The following is a 16826-nucleotide window of genomic DNA, read 5'->3' on the forward strand; positions in this document are numbered from 1 at the left end:
TGGTGCGTAGAGAATGACGCAGAGGCAGCCTGTTACTTTCTTATTTCAACTCACCCGCCGAGCCGTGCTGGCGGGCAGCCAGGAATCGTGCTGGCAGTTGGGGCAGCGGGCAGCGGTGGCTTCGGCCAGCTCGCGCACTTGGCCGCAGTCGGCGCAGGCGTGGGGGCCGGCCGCGGTGGTTGTGGGCTGGGCTTCGCGGAGCCGCTCGGGCCAGATGGGCAGACCGGGCCGCGTGTCGGCGTCCTCGAAGAAAAATATGCTGAATTCGCCGGTAGCCTCTACGTAGACCCGGCGCACCTGCCCCAGGTGCTCCACCTGCAGCTCCCGCAGCTCCCCGAACAACTCTTTCAGCGTCAGGTTCTGGTGTTTGAAGTTTTGCTGGTTGATGACGCCGTCCTCGATCAGCAGCACCGGCTCGCCCTCCAGCCAGTCGGAAAAGCGCGGGTACCACTCGGTGAGGCGGTTGAAGAGCACGTAGAGTCCCGATACCATTCCGAACACGACTACCGTGGGCAGCAAGGGCGTATCGTCGTAAAGCATGGCGTCGCCAGCGGCCGAGCCCAGGCCCAGGATAATGCTGAGCTCGAAAATGGACAGCTGCCGCACCCCGCGCCGCCCCATCACCCGCAGCGCCCCCAGAATCAGCAGGTACATCACGCCGCAGCGGAAGGCAATTTCGAGCAGGAAAACCCACGTCGTGTCATCCGCCCACAAAATGCGGTGCCAGTCGAACGGAATTACAGGCGGCTGATCCATTTGCAGGGCGCTTGGTATATGTTTGGTTGATAATTGTCAGCTACAAGGTCAGCTGACCAGGAAGAACGTCATTCAGCGCATGCTGCGCCTAAAGCAGGGACGAACAATCTCTTCAGGAGCTAACCGAAGTTGCGGAGGGCGACGTAGGGTCGGGGCTGGTCCGCGTCCGCCGTCAGAATAACGCGTTGAACGACTGTTCGCATGCCCCGCACAGCATGTACCAGTGGCGGGCGGGGGGGCGCCCCCCCCCCCCCCCCCCCGCATAAAAGGGGACTCTTGGGGGGGGGGGGGGGGCGGGGCCCCGGGGGGGGGGGGGGACCCCACCCCCGCCCCTACAGCGTGTCGATAGGCTTGCGTCCCAACGCCACCCCAATCCGCTTCCGTATCTTTACAGCCACTCATTCATTCTACCATCTCACCGCATGTATACTACTCTTCAGCCCGATCTTCAGCAGCAGCTCCAGGAAATTAAAGACGCCGGCCTTTACAAGCAGGAGCGCGTAATTACCTCACCCCAGGGTGCCGAAATCGATACCCGCGAAGCCGACGACGTGCTCAACTTCTGCGCCAACAACTACCTAGGCCTGTCGTCGCATCCGGCTGTGATTGAGGCTGCCAAGCAGACCATCGATTCGCATGGCTACGGCCTGTCGTCGGTGCGCTTTATCTGCGGCACTCAGGATATCCATAAGCAGCTCGAAGCCAAACTGGCCGAGTTTCTGGGTACCGAAGACACGATTCTGTACGCGGCGGCCTTCGACGCCAACGGCGGCGTGTTCGAGCCGTTGTTCAACGAGCAGGACGCTATCATTTCCGATGCCCTCAACCACGCCTCCATTATCGATGGCGTGCGCCTGTGCAAGGCCCAGCGCTACCGCTACGTCCACAACGACATGGCCGACCTGGAAAAGCAACTCCAGGACGCTGTAGCCAAAGGCAGCCGCCACCGCATTATCGTCACCGATGGCTCGTTCTCGATGGACGGCACCATTGCCCAGCTCGATAAAATCTGCGACCTGGCCGACAAGTATGAGGCGCTGGTGATGGTAGACGAGTGCCACAGCACCGGCTTTTTGGGCAAAACCGGCCGCGGCGCCCACGAAATGCGGGGCGTAATGGGCCGCGTCGACATCATCACCGGCACGCTGGGCAAGGCCTTAGGCGGCGCCATGGGCGGCTTTACCACCGGCCGCAAAGAAATCATCGAGATGCTGCGTCAGCGTAGCCGCCCCTACCTGTTCAGTAACACGCTGGCCCCGGCCATTGTGGGCGCCAGCTTGCGCGTGCTGGAGCTGCTCACTGAAAGCACCGCCTTACGCGACCAGTTGGAGGAGAACACTAAGTACTTCCGCGAGCAGATGACGGCCGCTGGCTTCGATATCAAACCCGGCGAGCACCCCATTGTACCCGTAATGCTGTATGACGCCAAGCTGAGCCAGGAATTCGCGGCCAAAATGCTGGAAAACGGCATTTACGTGATAGGCTTCTACTTCCCGGTAGTACCCAAGGGCCAGGCCCGCATCCGGGTGCAGCTAAGCGCCGCCCACACCCGCGCCCAGCTCGACCAGGCCATTGCCGCCTTTATTAAGGTGGGTAAGGAACTGGGGGTTATCAAGTAGGTCCGGGCACTACCCGGCTCGTTAAAAAGCCAGCGGGCTTATCGGCTATCAGCCGGTGGGCCCGCTGGCTTTTTAGCTGCTATGCCGGGCAATAATAGTAAGGCGGATGAATGGTACATTTAGACAAGTCAACCGCCCTCTGCCCGCCTGCCCCGCTATGGAAACCCTGCTTGAAACCCCGCGCCTCGTTATCAGCTACGATGAGGCCAACGACTGGCTGCACTTGCTCTGGCGGGGTGCCCACAACCCCAGCGACGAAAAGACCTGCATTATGGAAGTGCTGGAGAAAATCCGGCTCACGCAGGCCACCCGGGTGCTCAACGACTCCACGCTCGACGAGGATGGCTGGAGCGAACTGACGTATTGGATTGCCAATGATTTCATGCCGCAGGTGGCCGATGCCGGCATAGTGGCGGCAGCCTGGGTGATGCCCGATAACCTGCAGGCCCGCATCGATGTGCACAACGTGCTGGTCCATGTCAGCCGTCCGCTCATCGATACCTTTATGGATGCGGAAGCCGCCTACAAATGGCTGAAAACAGGGCCGGCCGCGCCGCGCCGTGTTTCCGGAGAGCCGAAATAATAGCACCTCACGAGGGCAGAACCTGCGTTTTTCAGAACTGGGTCGTTACGCCGCTGCTACGTCGGCAGCAGTGGTTGCCGAGGGCGTAGCAGGGCGGGCTTCGGCATCGAAGAGCAGCTCGTTGAGCCGGGCACGCAGGTCGGAACCCGACAGGTTGCGGAACACCTCGCCGCCGCGCACCAGCGAAATCTGGCCCGTTTCCTCGCTCACCACCAGCACCACGGCGTCGGTTACCTCCGTCAGGCCGATGGCGGCGCGGTGGCGCAGGCCCATGGAGGCGGGCACATCGGGGTTTTCGCTTACCGGCAGAATGCAGCGGGCCGCCTTGATACGACCGTTGGAGATGATAACGGCGCCATCGTGCAAGGGGCTGGTTTTGTTGAAAATGCTGAGCAAGAGACGCTTACTAACAGCCGCATCGAGCAGGTCGCCCGAATCGGCGAAAAACTTGAGGTCGGATGCTAGGCCAAAGGCAATCAGGGCCCCTGTTTCTTTGCCAGCCAGGCTTTTGGCCGCCTCAATGAAGGGTGTCACGTTCATGCGGTTGGTTCCGGCTTCGCGCCGCCACGGAAACATGCGCAGCCGGCTGCCAAACGAAGTCGCTTTGCCCACACTGAGCAGAAACCGCCGAATTTCCTGCTGAAACAGAATGATGCCGGCCAGCACCCCCACGCTCATAAACTGCCCCAGAATGCTGGTGAGCAGCTCCATGCCAGCCGCCTTCACTACCAAGTAAAATAGGTAGAGCGACATAAAGCCCAGAAAAACCTTGAGCGCAACGCTGCCCCTGAGCAGCTTATAAAGCTGATAAAACAGCGTCGTGACCAGCAGGACGTCCACGACGTCAATCCAGCCGATGCTCAGGAAGCCAACGGAGAAGGAGCCAATCACGGGGAAATTGGGGTAGGGGTGGGCAGAAAGGTATTCGACACGAGTTGAATAGTTTGTACGGCTTCGGCCACGTCATGAACGCGCAGCAGCCGGGCCCCGCCGCGCAGGGCCAGCGTATTGAGGGCAATAGTGCCGGCTAAGGCGGCTTCGGGCTGTAGCCCTAGCGGTTTGTACACCATGCTTTTGCGCGAGAGGCCCGCCAGTATCGGTAGATTCAACAGGTTTAATTCGGGTAGCCGCCGCAGCAGCTCGTGGCTTTGGGCCGGCGTTTTGGCAAACCCGAAACCGGGGTCGAGTACTACGTCGGTTACGCCGTGGGTACGCAAAACGGCCAGCTTATCGCGAAAATAACGAATCAGCTCCAGCACTAGGTCGCCTTCGTAGTGGGTGTGCTGAGTCATAGTCTGGGGCGTGCCGCGCAGGTGCATCAGGATGTAGGGTACGCCCAGGCGGCCGGCGGTGGGCAGCATGTCGGCGTCGAGGGTGCCGCCGCTGATGTCGTTGAGAATGTCGGCGCCGGCGGCTACCGCTTCAACGGCCACTGCCGCCCGGAACGTATCAACCGACAGAAACGCCTCGGGAAATGCGCGCCGCACGGCCTCAAGAGCCGGCAGCAGGCGCCGCTTTTCTTCGTCCACTGAAATGTCTTCGGCTCCGGGGCGAGAGGAGTAGCTGCCCAAATCGAGCACGGCGGCGCCGGCCGTCAGCATAGCTTCGGCCCGGCGCAGCAGGTCGGTTTCGGAAGCCACGCGGCTGCCTTCGTAGAACGAGTCGGGCGTCATGTTAAGGATGCCCATCACCCGCGGGTGGCGCAAATCGAGCACCCGCCCACCGGGGCAGCGCAGGGTTTGGGCCGGCGAAAAGCACATATCTTGCATAGAATTGGGGGCAGAACGAGGGATAAAAAGGGCTGTCATGCTGAGCGCAGCAGAGCCAAGTCGAAGCATCTCTACCGCAGGGCTAATTCTGGCGTTGGGTCTACCACTGCGGTAGAGATGCTTCGACTTCGCTCTGCTGCGCTCAGCATGACAGCTTCTAGTAAAATCCCATTAATCCAGACCCCAGCAACAAAATAGCCGCAAAAACTTGGAGAATCAAACTCAGCAGCAATACGACCAGGTGATTGCGCAGTGCCGGACGTTGTTTCTGGCCAAAACCCACGACTACGGAACCGCCTGGCGTATCCTGCGCCTGCCCAGCATCACCGACCAGTTGTATATAAAGGCCCAGCGCATCCGCAGCATTCAGGAAAAAGGCACCCAGCTGGTGGCCGACGGCGTGGAGGATGAGTTCGTAGCCATCGTTAACTACTGCGTGATTGCCCTGATGCAGCAGGGGCTGCCGGCCGACGCGCCCCTCGACTTGGAGGCCGCCGCCGTGGCCCGCGCCTACGACGAGCAGGTAGCGGAAAACCGGCTGCTGCTGTTCGCCAAAAACCACGACTACGGCGAAGCCTGGCGGCAGATGCGCGTCGAAAGCATCACCGACATCATCCTCATGAAATTGCACCGCACCAAGCAGATTGAGGACCTGGGCGGCCAGACTAAAGTATCGGAAGGGGTGGAGGCGAACTACCGCGACATGCTGAACTACGCCGTGTTCGTGCTCATTAAAATGGGTTTCGGAGATTGAACGAAGTAGGGGCGGGGCTTGTCCCTGGCCGCCGCCTGAACGAAGTTGGTGAACGAAACCGGGCGTGGCCGTCTGAGCGGCGGGCGCGGGCAAGCCCCCCCCCTACGCAAACCCCAATCTAAGCCGCATCTTTGCGGACTTCCCTGACCCCAACATCCCATCATGAAGCAACTTACCCGAATCTGCTGGCTGCTGCTGGGCGCGGTATTTATTTTCTCGGGCCTCATCAAGCTCAACGACCCGGTGGGCACGGCCCTAAAGCTGGAGGAGTATTTCGAGGTTTTCTCGCGCGACTTTGGCTCGTTTTTCAAGTTCTTCGTTCCGCACACCCGGCTGCTGAGTATCTTCCTCAGCTCGCTGGAAGTAGTGCTGGGCGTGGCCGTACTGCTGCGCTGGATGCTGCGCCAGACGCTGTGGGTACTGCTGGGGCTGCTGGTGTTTTTCGGCTTCCTTACCTTCTACTCGGCGGCCTTCAACAAAGTAACCGATTGCGGCTGCTTCGGCGACTTTATCAAGCTCACACCCTGGCAGTCGTTTGCCAAGGATATGGTGTTGTTAGGTTTGTGGGCCGTGGTATTCTTCAATGAGCGGTATCTGCGCCGGGTGTTCGCCCGCGGCACGCTGGGCGTCATGTACATTACCATTGCCTCGGCCGTGGCCATTGGCATTGGGGTGCGGGCACTGGGCCATTTACCCTACTTCGATTTCCTGCCCTACAAGGTGGGTAACGACATCGGGCAGCTAATGAAACCCCTTGAGCAGGCCCGTTACCAGTATGTGATGGAGCGCAACGGCGAAAGCAAAATCTTTGCCGACTACCCCACCGATTCGAGCTGGAAATACAAGAGCATGGAAGTGCTCAACCCCGAGGCCAGCCGCCCCATCATCACCGATTTTGCCATCTTCGACGCCGAAGGAACCGACCACACCCAGGAGGTACTGACCGGCAACAAGCTGCTGCTTATTGTGCAGAACGTAGCCGACGCCGACCGGGACCGTTTCAAGGAGATTAACCTGCTGCTCGAAGCCGCCGCTAAGTCGCGCAGCCAGATCAAGCCCCTCATCATCACCAGCAGCAGCCCCCAGCAGTTCGATGCCTTCCGCCACGATGTAAACCTGCCGGGCACCTACTACTTCGCCGACGCCACTGTGCTCAAGTCCATGATCCGCTCCAACCCCGGCTTGATCCTGCTGCAAAACGGCGTGGTCTTGAGCAAGTATCACTACCACGACATTCCGGATGCCAGCAAGCTGGAAGAAGCTTTATAGTGGTTAGTGGAGCTTTGTCATGCTGAGCGCAGCCGAAGCATCTCTGCCGTAATAGGAACTTCCTGACATCAGAATTAACATTGAGGTAGAGATGCTTAGGCTGCGCTCAGCATGGCAGTTCCCCGCTACCAATTAAGCACCAACCAATGATTCGTTTTATCCTGAGCAGGCTGTGGCAGGGGGCGCTGGTGCTGGTGGGCGTGGCCTGCACGGTGTTTTTCCTGTTCCAAGTGCTGCCCGGCGACCCGGTAGCGCTGCTGGCCGGCCAACGCTCCGACGCCGCCACCCGCGCCGCCATTGCCGCCGACCTGGGCCTCGACCAGCCCCTGCCCGGCCAGCTGCTGGGCTACCTCAACGACGTGTCGCCGCTGGGCCTGCACCCGCGCGACTCGGCCGGCGTGGCCCGCTACGGTGGCCTCACGCTGCTGCCGCTGGGCTCCGAGCGGGCGGTGGTGCTGAAAGCGCCTTACCTGCGCCGCTCTTTCCAGAGCAACAAGGAGGTACTCAGCATTCTGCTCGACCACTTTACCGGCACGCTCTGGCTGGCGCTGGCCGCCATGCTGCTGGCTACGGTGGTGGGCATTGCGCTGGGCATCGTGGCCGCGCTCCGGGCCCACACCTGGCTCGACCGCACGCTGGTTTCGACCTCCATTCTGGGTATTTCGGTGCCCTCGTTCGTAGCCGGCATTCTGGTGGCCATCACCTTTGGCTACTACTGGAGCGAGTACACGGGCCTCAACCTCACGGGCCAGCTCTACGAAACCGACCCGTTCACCGGCCGCCATTTGGTACTCAAGAATCTGCTGCTGCCGGCCCTGGCGCTGGGCGTGCGGCCGCTGGCCATCATCGTGCAGCTCACGCGTTCCTCCATGCTCGACGTGCTCAGCCAGGATTACATTCGCACGGCCCGGGCCAAGGGCCTGTCGGAGTACCGGGTAGTGGTGGGCCATGCGCTCAAAAACGCCCTCAATCCGGTGGTAACGGCCGTGTCGGGCTGGCTGGCCTCGCTCATGGCAGGTGCTTTCTTCATCGAATACATCTTCAACTGGAAAGGTTTAGGCACCGTGACGCTGCGAGCCGTCGAAAACCTCGACTTCCCAGTGGTAATGGGCGCCACCGTGTTTATTGCCGCGCTGTTCGTGCTGGTCAACATCGTGGTCGATATTTTCTATGCTCTGCTCGACCCGCGGGTGAAGCTGGGGTAGTTTGGCCTGACATAAGGAGCGGCAGAGAGCAGCAGCAAGCGTGTTCTTTCAAATGTTAGCAATACGGCAGTTTATCAACACAGCAGCCCAATGAAGCTTTATCTGATTGGTATGCCGGGAGCGGGCAAAACCACCTTGGGGCGGAGCTTGGCCCAGAGCTATGGAGTGCCGTTTATTGACTTGGATGCGGAAATTGTGGAGCGGGAGCAGCGCAGTATTCCGGAGCTTTTTGTCCAGGAGGGCGAGGCGTACTTCCGCCAGTGCGAGGCCGATGCGTTGCGGGCCGTGGTAGCCCGCTATCCGGCCCTGGTGCTGGCCACCGGCGGCGGCACGCCCTGCTTCCACCACAACCTGGAGCTCCTGCTCGAAACCGGCCTCACGCTCTATCTGGCCGTACCGGTGCCTGAGTTGGTGCGCCGCCTCCAGCATGCGGCGGCGGCCCGCCCGCTGCTGGCCGCCACCCCCGACGCGGCCGCCCTCGAAGTACGCCTGCGTGAAACCTTAGCCGCCCGGCAGCGGTTCTACGAGCGCGCTCCGTTGCGCTGCACCGCGCCCACCTGCTCGCCCGAAGCCGTTCGGCGGCTGATAGCGCGTTATTCCACTACTGCTTAGGTATGCGAAACCCGTCTTTGCGTGGGGTTTGTGTATTTTTGCGCTTCACTATTGCTTACTGGTATGAATACTGCCCCCGAAACCGCGGAAATTAACGCCCCGCTGGTAACGCCGGTCAAAACGCCCGACGCCATCAAGCCCAAGCACAAAGGTTCTGCCCGCCTGTTCCAGAACCCCACGCTGGAGCGACTCACGCACACGCATATTGCTGGTCCGCTCACCATCTTTTTTTCGGTGGCAGCCGTGAGCCTGTATTATAGTCTGAGCCGCGACCTGCTGACGGGGCTGTCGGCTTTTGGGCTATTTCTGGGCGGCTGGCTGCTCTTTACGCTGGCCGAGTACCTGATGCACCGCTACGTGTACCACCTCAATACCAGCACCCCGGCCCGCGCCAAGTTTCAGTACACCATGCACGGCGTACACCACGAGTTCCCGAAAGACAAGACCCGCCTGGCTATGCCGCCCATCCTGACGGTGTTCGTGGCGTCGCTGCTGTTCTTTATCTTCCGTTTCACGCTTGGCAACGCCGGTTTCGGAGTATTGGCCGGTTTCGTGTTCGGCTATGCCCTCTACCTGTTTGTGCATTACGCGCTGCACGTATATGCCCCACCGAAAAACTTCCTTAAATTCTGGTGGCACCACCATGCCATGCACCACTACAAGCAGGATGAAATTGCCTTTGGTGTCAGCACCACTCTTTGGGACCACATTGTAGGAACCATGCCTGATAAGAAAGCCAGGTAAGATTTTATTGGCTTAGTGTTAAAGCAGAAGGGCCACTCCGCAAGGAGTGGCCCTTCTGCTTTTTATTCTGTAGCAGATAACTAGCCGCGCATCTTACGCACGATAAACCAGAGCAACAGCACCAGCAGAAACACGCCAATCAGGCCCGTCCAGGCCCCAGCTTTGAAGATGGTGCCAATGGCGTCGCAACTGCTAAGCGAGAAAGTGAGCAGTACCAGTAAGGCCGCAGTGAGGGGGAAGCGTAGAATGTTCATGGCAGAAAGGGGAGAGTAAATAGTCAGTTCCCGAGTATTCGGATCTTCCCTGCGTGTACTCTTCCTGCCGGTAAAAGGTTGATTGGCGCGAATTAACCCATAAAAAAGGAGGGCCGCCTATCCGTAGATAAGCGGCCCTCCTACTTGGCGCTCCCTCCTGGGCTCGAACCAGGGACCCTCTGATTAACAGTCAGATGCTCTAACCGGCTGAGCTAAGGAAGCGGTTATGGCGGCGGTTTTTGCCGTTGCTGGTGCAATATTAAGGTAAAGATCGGGAAGCACCAAACCCGCCTTTCAAAAAACAACAGGTTATTTTTCTAATTCGTGATTGTCAGGACATTGCCTGAGAGGGCTGTGCTGTAGCGGCGCATAGGTAGCGTGGCCGGGCCGCCCTGTGGCTGGCCCGTGAAGCTGAATTGCGACTGGCAGCAGGGGTCGAAGAGCCGAAAAAGGGGCTCGATGCGCACCCGGGCGCAGGTATCCTGGGGCTGGTAGGGGCAGGTGCGGTCGAAGGCCAGGTAGGTGCCGACGTTCTGGCGCACCACAATCAGCCCCCGCAGGCCGCCCTTTGTATACACCGCCCCGTTATCGAAGCGCAGGGCACTGTTTTGCTGGTCGGTCAGGAATAGCACCTCGTTTACGATGGCCAGCGGAATCTGGGGCTGCGCGTTGCTACCCGAGCCGCAGGCGGCAATGCCCAGCGCGGTGGTGGCCAGCACGCATAAGCCGAGGAAACGGGAAAAAACTGGAATGGTACGCATGCGGCAAAGCAATTAGGTGAGCCCTGATGTTGCCAACGCACTTGGGGGTTGGATAGTGCGTTGGCGGTACCTCAACCCTTGGCTAGCGCGGTGGTAGGATACTCATAAAAGCCCCGACCCGACTTGCGGCCGTGGTGGCCGGCATCCACCTTCTGCTGTTGCAGGCGGCTGGGCCGGAACTTGGCGTCGAAGTGAAAGGCCTCGTACATGGCCGACGTAACTAAGTAGTTGCTATCCACGCCAATCAGGTCCATGAGGCGGAACGGGCCCATGCGGAACCCGGCCGATTCCAGCAGCTCATCAATCACCTCCAGCGGGGCTACCTGCTCCTCTGCCAGCTTCAGGCCTTCTACGTAATAGTGCCGCGCTACCCGATTCACAATAAAGCCCGGCGCATCGGCGGCCCGCACGGGGCGCTTACTTAACCGCGTAGCCAGCGCAAACACCGCATCAGCCACGGCCGGCGCGGTAGCCACGCCGCTGATAACTTCCACCAGCTTCATAATGGGCGCCGGGTTGAAGAAGTGCATGCCCACCACCCGCTCGGGGTGCGGAATGCCAGCCGCCAGCCGCGTAATGGGCAGCGACGAGGTATTGGAAGCGAATATGCTCGTCGCCGGATTCTGCTCGGCCAACTGTCGGAACAGCTGTTGCTTCACGTCGAGACGCTCCACCACGGCTTCCACAATCAGGTCGGCGCGCACCTCGGCCAGCTTATCGGTGAGGGTGAGGCGGGCCAGCGCGGCATCGCGCTCCTCGGGGCTCAGCTTCTGCTTTTCCACCAGCTTCCCTAATCCCGCCGCAATGGCCTGCCGGGCCTTGGGTAGCATGTCGGCGTTTATATCGAACAGCATAGTGGGCAGCCCGTGCTGCACGCACACCTGCGCAATGCCCAGCCCCATGGTGCCCGCGCCCACAATGGCCACAGTTTCTATGGAAATGGGCTGGCTAGTGGCAGTAGAAGAGGCAGGAGAGGTCATAGGTGGCAAGTGTAAGAGGGCGAATAAACGCAGCAGAAAATCAGCGTAATCAGGCCAAGGAGTCTACAGCAGGGATTCAAACTGCCGCAAAAAGCGCATATCGTTTTCGGTGAACAGGCGCAGGTCCTTGATCTGGTATTTGAGCATCGTGATGCGCTCGATGCCCATGCCCCAGGCGTAGCCCGAGTAACGCTCGGCATCAATGCCCGACTGCTCCAGCACGGCCGGATCGACCATGCCGGCCCCCCCGATTTCCACCCAGCCCGTGCCTTTACAGATGTTGCAGCCCGCTCCTTTGCAAATCAGGCAGGTGATGTCAATTTCGGCCGAGGGCTCAGTGAAGGGGAAGAACGAGGGCCGGAAGCGCACCTGCACGTCGTCGCCGAATAGCTCCTGCACAAAGTAGTATACCGTCTGCTTGAGGTCGGCGAAGCTCACGTTTTCGTCAATGAAAAGCGCTTCTACCTGATGAAACATCATGTGGGCCCGCGCCGAAATGGCCTCGTTGCGGTACACCCGGCCCGGCATAATGCTGCGGATGGGCGGCTGTTGCGCCTGCATCACCCGCACCTGTACCGGGCTGGTATGGGTGCGAAGCAGGTAGCTGGCGGGGGCGTTGGCTTCCGCATCCGAGCCTTCGGAACTCAACCCGGCGCTCTTCACGAAAAACGTGTCCTGCATGTCGCGGGCGGGGTGGTTTTCGGGGAAGTTGAGGGCCGTAAAGTTGTGCCAGTCGTCCTCAATCTCGGGCCCCTCGGCCACGTTGAAGCCGATACGAGCCAGAATGCGCACGATTTCCTCGCGCACCAAGCTCAGCGGGTGGCGCGTGCCTAAGGCCTGCGGAACGGACGGCAGCGTGTAGTCGAAGGTAGGGTCGGAGGGGGCGTTGGCCGCGCTGGCTTCCAGTTGCTCGCGGCGCTCATCGAAACGGGCCTGGGCCAGCTGCTTAAGCTGGTTGAGGTCCTGGCCCACGGCCCGACGGTCGGCGGGCTCCACGCTTTTAAGCTGGTCGAACAGGTCGGCCAGTTGGCCTTTGCGGCCGGTGTAGGCAATGCGGAACTGGTCGAGTTGTTCGGCCGTGGAAAGGTCAGCGGCCTCTATTTCCGCCCGCACCCGGGCAATGGTTTCCTGTAGCATGGAGCAAAGGTAGCCTGATTGCCGATTGTGTGTTTGGAGTTACTTAGGTGATAAAAATTTAGCGTTGATTATCAACTAGATAAACGTATTGGGATGCGGGCTGATGGCTCATGCGGGCGTAGTTGGTACGGTTGCTGCAAAACCGTCAGGCAGCCCACCGGCTCTAGCCTTCTCTGCTGCGCCGCTATCCTGGCCACTCGTTTTCACTCCTGATTTCTTCCCGATGAAAAAGTTGCTTTTCGCGGCCGCTGCGGCCGTTGCCTTCCTGAGTGTGCCCCTGGCCCAGGCCCAAACCACAACCGCTTACCCCCTGGAAAGCACGAGCATGGCCCCCGCCACCGACGGTTGGGACTGGCCCGCTCCCGCTGCTGCGGCAGACGCTGCTACTCCCGCCGCCGATGATACCGATGCTGCCATGATGCGCTCTTCTGGCGTGCTGGTGGCTCCCGGCATGAGTTCCTCGCCTTACCGCGGCACCAGCACCGACTATCATGGCCGCCCGGTAGCCCGTCGTAAGTCGTTCCGGCCGCGCTCGGTACGCACCACTTCTACCGATCCGTTGATGGCTTCCTCAGGCGTGATGCTGGCTCCGGGAATGAACACGGCCCCGCATCGGGCCGCCAGCACCGACTACCACGGCCGCCCACTGCCCCAGACGCAGCCAGCCCCGACTACTCTGGCCACCACTGCCCTGGTAACCGATGCCCCAGCCACCGATGCCCCGGCAATTGACGCCGGCTGGTGAACAGCTGCGCTTTCGGTAGCAAAATAGGCTGTCCAGCAGCCCTAATGGCCAAATCAGCCATTTGCGACAAAGAAAAGTGGAACGATAAACGGGACTCTACCGTTAGGCAACATCCGGACACCGTGTGCGTTATCCGTGAACCTGACCGTCGGATTCGGTAGCCGCTACTATTTTGGCCACCGAAATGTGAGTAGAGTATTTCGGACCCGCGCAAGGCACTGTATCTTTGCGATAACAACCTGTTTAGCATCTGTTTCATGACGAATCGTCAACTAGTTCCGCTGTTGCTGCTCGGCGGCATATTCCTGGCCGCACCGGCCGTAGCGCAAAAAAAATCGGATGGCTGGGGTAGCTCCGGTGACGGCTGGGGCTCTTCGGCTCCGAAAAAAGCTGCTGCCAAACCCGCACCGGCCAAAACAACGAAGGCTGCTCCCGCTATGGCTGCACCTGCCGCTGCTGCTCCCGCCCCAACTGAGGCGGCCGCCTCGGCTGGTAGCGAGTGGGGTGGCGCTGCTGCTGGTGGTGCCACTGCCGGCGCTGCTGCCGGCCCGGTGTATGAAGAGCAGCCGATTGGCGCCAGCATTGCGCCCGGCTTTACGGCTGCGCCTTCGCGCCGCGTAACCACTGACTACCGGGGCCGCCCGCTGGCACCATACGTGCGCCGCTCGGTGCGCTCGGCCGATATTGCGCCGCCCGTTATGGCTGCTCCCGCGCCCATTCTGGTGCCCGAGCCCGAACCAATAGCCGCCGCTCCGGCACCTATGCCTACCGCCACGCCTGCTGCTAAAGCCGCTACCTCCTCGGCAAGCACCAAGAGCGGTGGTGCTGCTGCCGCTACAACTACCAAGAAAGCCGCGCCTGCTAAAAAGGCGCCCGCCAAGAAAGCCGATGACGGCTGGGGCGGCGGTGGCAGCGGCTGGTAATCCCGACCCGGCACCCACTCCAGACTAAAAGAAATCCGCCTGTCCGACACTCGTCGGGCAGGCGGATTTCTTTTAGTCTAAGCTTACACATTGGTGGTGCAGCGCGAAGCAGGCGCTTCGCACTACAAGCCTGTGGTTTTCTTTTACCTGATTCTTATAGGTGGATGCAGGCCCAAAGCCATTCCGGGAGAGCAGTTTTTAGCTAATTTCTGCCGGCTGACTTCGTCCACTGCAAGAAACGTAATGCCTGATTTACGTCGTCGTATCAGCGCCCAATTATTCCATGGGGTGGAATAAAGGTAGTGTGCGGTTGTTTTCGGAGTTTCTGTAAAGTCTGATTACCGGTAATATTCTGATGGTCGATGTGCTCAGCTGTTTCTGGAAACCTCTATGTTTGAGCCCATACTAACCTTTGTTCCCCGTTTTTATGAGTCGGCTCTACGCGTACATGTTGCTGGTAATTGCGCTACTGGCCGGCCACGGCGTGCAGGCCCAGCAGAAGGAGCGGACATTAATTGTCAGCGCACTGGTTGGGGAGGTAATCGACCTGCCGGAGAAGATCCAATACAGCCTGTTTCCAGCCTACTCGGCCGACGAGTTCCAGTTTGCCCGTTTCCTGGAGTTCCAGAGCACCGACGGGTTGCGCTCCATCATACTGCAAGTCACGCTGCGCAACGGCGATGAGCGCACCCAGGCCTTCACCGCGGCCGAATTTGAGGCGCTGCGCCGCCAGATTGAGAGCCGCCGCGAAGAGTTAAATCGCGCCGACGCGGCCCTGCTGCTTGACGCTACTTACTCGGTGGAGCTGCTCACCGGCAACAGCTTTATTGGAGTGCTGAAGGCCCAGCGGGCCAACGAGCTGGACTTCCAGACCATCGACCTGGGTTTGCTGACGATCCGGAAAGCTGATATCAAAAATCTGGAGCTGCTGACCGCAACCCAGCAGCGGCGGGGTTGGGCGCCGGTGGGCAACGGAACGCGCATCTTCTTCGCCCCCACGGCCCGCAGCCTGCGCCAAGGCGAGGGCTACGTGCAAAATGTCAGCATCTTCCTGCTCGGAGCCAATTACGGTATCACCGACAACTTTTCGATGGGCGTGCTGATCCCCATTCTACCGGGGTCGGGCTTTACAGGATTGGCCCTCACGCCCAAACTGACGCTGCCCATAAGCGAGCAGTTCCGCGCCGGATTTGGCGCCTTGTACTTCATTACTTCCGAAGGTAGTGCCGGCGTTGCCTACGGAGCCGCTACCTACGGCTCGGCCGACAGCAACGCGACGCTGGGCGTGGGCTACCTGGTAAGTAGTGATGGCATTGCCACTACCTCGCCGGTAGTAGTGGTGGGCGGGGCCACCCGCATTTCCCGGCGCGTTTCGCTACTCAGCGAAACGTATTTCGTGAATGGGGGCCTTGGGGGGCTGGCCGGGGCCCGTATATCGGGGTCCCGGATCAGCGGTAGCCTGGGTTTCCTCTATGCTCAGGGATATGCTCAGGAACTGGGATACATTGTGCCGGCTTATGGCGAGGTTACTTACCGCTTCGGGAAAACGAAGTAACTGCCCCGGTCCTGTTATGATAACATGCCCGAGTTGCGGCGGGCGCCGTAGGGGGGGGGGGCTGTCCCCCCCCCCCCCTTGCGTGGGGGTTGGTGGGGCCCGGAAAGCGGTTTTCCTCTCCCCCTCTGCGGCGGGCGGGGGGGGGGGGCGCCCCCCCCCCCCCCCCGCCACATCGTTCAGGAATTATAGCATTTCGGCCAGCAGCCCTTCCTTGAGCGCATAGGCGGAAGTGCGGATGCGCGTCAGGTCAGTCAGGTTGAGCACGTACTCAATTAGAACCGCGGCTACCACCAGCATATCGGCGCGCATGGGCAAGATGCCGGGTAGGGCCTGGCGCTGCTCGTGGTTGAGCGTGAGCAGCTGGGCGTAGCTGTGGCGGAAGCTGCTGAGGGTCAGCTCGGTGCTCGGCGGCAGCTCGGCTTCGGTGCGCAACTGGCCCAGCTGCATGTCGGCCAGGCTATCAAAACTGCCCGAGGCGCCAATCAGGCTCGTCGGCGAAAACTCGGCCAGCGCGGCTGTTAACGGGGCCAGCGTTTCCGCCAGATACTGCTGCTCGGCCACAATGGCCTCGGCGGGCATGATGCCGCTGGGCTCCGGGAAAAACCGGTCGAGCAGGCGCTGGGCCCCGATTTCGAAGCTGCGCTTCCAGAAAATGGTGCTGTCATTGGCCAATATGAACTCCACCGAGCCGCCGCCAATGTCCATAATAAGGTGGCGTTCTGGGCCCAGCGGCACGGCCTGCCGCACGCCGGCGCAAATCAGCTCCGCCTCCCGGTCGCCGCCAATCACCTCCACCTGAATACCCGTTTGCTCGAAAATGTCCTTAACCAGTTCGGGGCCGTTTTCGGTGACGCGCATGGCGCTGGTGGCCGTGGCCCGCACATCGGTTACCTGGTGCAGTTCAATTTCTTCGCGGAAGCCCAGCAGCGCGTGCAGCGCCCGCTCGTAGGCTGGCTCAGCAATGCGGCCCGCGCTGATGCCGCCTTCTCCCAGCCGCACGCCCACCTTGGTGCGCAACAAGGGGCGCGGGGCCGTCCGGCCGTCGGCCGACAGCTCCACAATCAGCAGATGAAATGTGTTGGTGCCCATGTCAATCAGGGCAAGGCGGCGGTGGCTCATGGCTGGGCTGTATTTTTAGGATGCTTAATGGACGGTGTAGG

The 16826-nt window shown here is 60.5% G+C and carries 18 protein-coding genes and 1 tRNA gene; 10 read left to right on the top strand and 9 right to left on the bottom strand.

Annotation, left to right across the window (positions count from 1 at the left end; translation table 11 throughout):
* Positions 1-45: 45 nt before the first annotated feature.
* On the bottom strand, positions 46-756 hold the full coding sequence (locus tag HW556_RS12485) for a DUF421 domain-containing protein (protein ID WP_176900380.1): 711 nt from the start codon (positions 754-756) through the stop codon (positions 46-48).
* Between the two features lie 422 nt (positions 757-1178).
* Here HW556_RS12485 and kbl point away from each other — a divergent pair, with 422 nt between their 5' ends.
* Together kbl and HW556_RS12495 are read left to right on the top strand one after the other, a co-directional pair.
* Positions 1179-2375 (top strand): glycine C-acetyltransferase, encoded by a 1197-nt coding sequence (kbl, locus tag HW556_RS12490; protein WP_176900381.1) that lies wholly within the window; start codon positions 1179-1181, stop codon positions 2373-2375.
* A gap of 157 nt (positions 2376-2532) precedes the next feature.
* A complete protein-coding gene (locus HW556_RS12495) occupies positions 2533-2958 on the top strand; it encodes a hypothetical protein (RefSeq protein ID WP_176900382.1) in 426 nt (141 codons plus the stop codon).
* A gap of 45 nt (positions 2959-3003) precedes the next feature.
* On the opposite strand, the gene cdaA is transcribed toward HW556_RS12495, so the two are convergent.
* Both cdaA and folP read right to left on the bottom strand, forming a co-directional pair.
* Positions 3004-3849, bottom strand: a complete 846-nt coding sequence (cdaA, locus tag HW556_RS12500; protein WP_176900383.1) for a diadenylate cyclase CdaA — start codon at positions 3847-3849, stop codon at positions 3004-3006.
* Complete coding sequence (gene folP, locus HW556_RS12505; protein ID WP_176900384.1) at positions 3846-4727, bottom strand: dihydropteroate synthase; 882 nt, start codon at positions 4725-4727, stop codon at positions 3846-3848. Before folP ends, cdaA begins: the two co-directional genes overlap by 4 nt.
* Before the next feature lie 208 nt (positions 4728-4935).
* On the opposite strand from folP, the gene HW556_RS12510 reads away from it, so the two are divergent.
* The 5 genes from HW556_RS12510 to HW556_RS12530 all read left to right on the top strand — a co-directional run bounded on the left by HW556_RS12510 (position 4936) and on the right by HW556_RS12530 (position 9311).
* Complete coding sequence (locus tag HW556_RS12510) at positions 4936-5481, top strand: DUF1599 domain-containing protein (protein ID WP_176900385.1); 546 nt, start codon at positions 4936-4938, stop codon at positions 5479-5481.
* Positions 5482-5643: 162 nt separating this feature from the next.
* Entirely contained in the window at positions 5644-6750 is a 1107-nt protein-coding gene (locus HW556_RS12515) for a BT_3928 family protein (RefSeq protein WP_176900386.1), read from the top strand.
* Between the two features lie 146 nt (positions 6751-6896).
* Positions 6897-7955 (top strand): ABC transporter permease, encoded by a 1059-nt coding sequence (locus tag HW556_RS12520; RefSeq protein ID WP_176900387.1) that lies wholly within the window; start codon positions 6897-6899, stop codon positions 7953-7955.
* Positions 7956-8045: 90 nt separating this feature from the next.
* On the top strand, positions 8046-8567 hold the full coding sequence (locus HW556_RS12525) for a shikimate kinase (protein WP_176900388.1): 522 nt from the start codon (positions 8046-8048) through the stop codon (positions 8565-8567).
* 63 nt (positions 8568-8630) lie between these two features.
* The gene (locus tag HW556_RS12530) at positions 8631-9311 is read left to right on the top strand and encodes a sterol desaturase family protein (RefSeq protein WP_176900389.1); all 681 of its coding nucleotides are present in this window, start codon (positions 8631-8633) and stop codon (positions 9309-9311) included.
* Between the two features lie 80 nt (positions 9312-9391).
* On the opposite strand, the gene HW556_RS12535 is transcribed toward HW556_RS12530, so the two are convergent.
* The 5 genes from HW556_RS12535 to pheS all read right to left on the bottom strand — a co-directional run bounded on the left by HW556_RS12535 (position 9392) and on the right by pheS (position 12443).
* Positions 9392-9565 (bottom strand): hypothetical protein, encoded by a 174-nt coding sequence (locus HW556_RS12535; protein WP_176900390.1) that lies wholly within the window; start codon positions 9563-9565, stop codon positions 9392-9394.
* Positions 9566-9710: 145 nt separating this feature from the next.
* Positions 9711-9787, bottom strand: a tRNA-Asn gene (locus HW556_RS12540).
* Positions 9788-9882: 95 nt separating this feature from the next.
* Positions 9883-10326 (bottom strand): Rieske (2Fe-2S) protein, encoded by a 444-nt coding sequence (locus HW556_RS12545; protein WP_176900391.1) that lies wholly within the window; start codon positions 10324-10326, stop codon positions 9883-9885.
* Positions 10327-10397: 71 nt separating this feature from the next.
* Positions 10398-11306: a 3-hydroxyacyl-CoA dehydrogenase NAD-binding domain-containing protein gene (locus HW556_RS12550; RefSeq protein WP_176900392.1), complete on the bottom strand. Its 909-nt coding sequence runs from the start codon at positions 11304-11306 to the stop codon at positions 10398-10400.
* A 63-nt stretch (positions 11307-11369) separates the two neighbouring features.
* Positions 11370-12443, bottom strand: coding sequence for a phenylalanine--tRNA ligase subunit alpha (gene pheS / locus HW556_RS12555; RefSeq protein WP_176900393.1), 1074 nt, complete (start codon positions 12441-12443; stop codon positions 11370-11372).
* A gap of 223 nt (positions 12444-12666) precedes the next feature.
* On the opposite strand from pheS, the gene HW556_RS12560 reads away from it, so the two are divergent.
* The 3 genes from HW556_RS12560 to HW556_RS12570 all read left to right on the top strand — a co-directional run bounded on the left by HW556_RS12560 (position 12667) and on the right by HW556_RS12570 (position 15666).
* The gene (locus HW556_RS12560) at positions 12667-13188 is read left to right on the top strand and encodes a hypothetical protein (RefSeq protein WP_176900394.1); all 522 of its coding nucleotides are present in this window, start codon (positions 12667-12669) and stop codon (positions 13186-13188) included.
* Between the two features lie 257 nt (positions 13189-13445).
* Positions 13446-14111, top strand: a complete 666-nt coding sequence (locus HW556_RS12565) for a hypothetical protein (protein ID WP_176900395.1) — start codon at positions 13446-13448, stop codon at positions 14109-14111.
* 427 nt (positions 14112-14538) lie between these two features.
* Positions 14539-15666: a hypothetical protein gene (locus tag HW556_RS12570; RefSeq protein WP_176900396.1), complete on the top strand. Its 1128-nt coding sequence runs from the start codon at positions 14539-14541 to the stop codon at positions 15664-15666.
* Between the two features lie 183 nt (positions 15667-15849).
* Here the strand turns inward: HW556_RS12570 and HW556_RS12575 are convergent, their stop codons facing one another.
* Positions 15850-16785, bottom strand: a complete 936-nt coding sequence (locus HW556_RS12575) for a Ppx/GppA phosphatase family protein (protein ID WP_176900397.1) — start codon at positions 16783-16785, stop codon at positions 15850-15852.
* Between the last annotated feature and the right edge of the window lie 41 nt (positions 16786-16826).

The organism is Hymenobacter terrestris, assembly GCF_013377905.1.
Lineage (GTDB): Bacteria > Bacteroidota > Bacteroidia > Cytophagales > Hymenobacteraceae > Hymenobacter > Hymenobacter terrestris.

Excerpts from the sequence above, each read along its gene's own strand:
- folP (WP_176900384.1), bottom strand. The coding sequence starts at position 4,727 with ATGCAAGATATGTGCTTTTCGCCGGCCCAAACCCTGCGCTGCCCCGGT.
- HW556_RS12545 (WP_176900391.1), bottom strand. The coding sequence starts at position 10,326 with ATGCGTACCATTCCAGTTTTTTCCCGTTTCCTCGGCTTATGCGTGCTG.
- HW556_RS12530 (WP_176900389.1), top strand. The coding sequence starts at position 8,631 with ATGAATACTGCCCCCGAAACCGCGGAAATTAACGCCCCGCTGGTAACG.
- HW556_RS12565 (WP_176900395.1), top strand. The coding sequence starts at position 13,446 with ATGACGAATCGTCAACTAGTTCCGCTGTTGCTGCTCGGCGGCATATTC.
- HW556_RS12570 (WP_176900396.1), top strand. The coding sequence starts at position 14,539 with ATGAGTCGGCTCTACGCGTACATGTTGCTGGTAATTGCGCTACTGGCC.
- HW556_RS12525 (WP_176900388.1), top strand. The coding sequence starts at position 8,046 with ATGAAGCTTTATCTGATTGGTATGCCGGGAGCGGGCAAAACCACCTTG.
- HW556_RS12560 (WP_176900394.1), top strand. The coding sequence starts at position 12,667 with ATGAAAAAGTTGCTTTTCGCGGCCGCTGCGGCCGTTGCCTTCCTGAGT.
- HW556_RS12575 (WP_176900397.1), bottom strand. The coding sequence starts at position 16,785 with ATGAGCCACCGCCGCCTTGCCCTGATTGACATGGGCACCAACACATTT.
- HW556_RS12550 (WP_176900392.1), bottom strand. The coding sequence starts at position 11,306 with ATGACCTCTCCTGCCTCTTCTACTGCCACTAGCCAGCCCATTTCCATA.
- HW556_RS12495 (WP_176900382.1), top strand. The coding sequence starts at position 2,533 with ATGGAAACCCTGCTTGAAACCCCGCGCCTCGTTATCAGCTACGATGAG.
- HW556_RS12485 (WP_176900380.1), bottom strand. The coding sequence starts at position 756 with ATGGATCAGCCGCCTGTAATTCCGTTCGACTGGCACCGCATTTTGTGG.
- HW556_RS12520 (WP_176900387.1), top strand. The coding sequence starts at position 6,897 with ATGATTCGTTTTATCCTGAGCAGGCTGTGGCAGGGGGCGCTGGTGCTG.
- HW556_RS12535 (WP_176900390.1), bottom strand. The coding sequence starts at position 9,565 with ATGAACATTCTACGCTTCCCCCTCACTGCGGCCTTACTGGTACTGCTC.
- pheS (WP_176900393.1), bottom strand. The coding sequence starts at position 12,443 with ATGCTACAGGAAACCATTGCCCGGGTGCGGGCGGAAATAGAGGCCGCT.
- kbl (WP_176900381.1), top strand. The coding sequence starts at position 1,179 with ATGTATACTACTCTTCAGCCCGATCTTCAGCAGCAGCTCCAGGAAATT.
- HW556_RS12515 (WP_176900386.1), top strand. The coding sequence starts at position 5,644 with ATGAAGCAACTTACCCGAATCTGCTGGCTGCTGCTGGGCGCGGTATTT.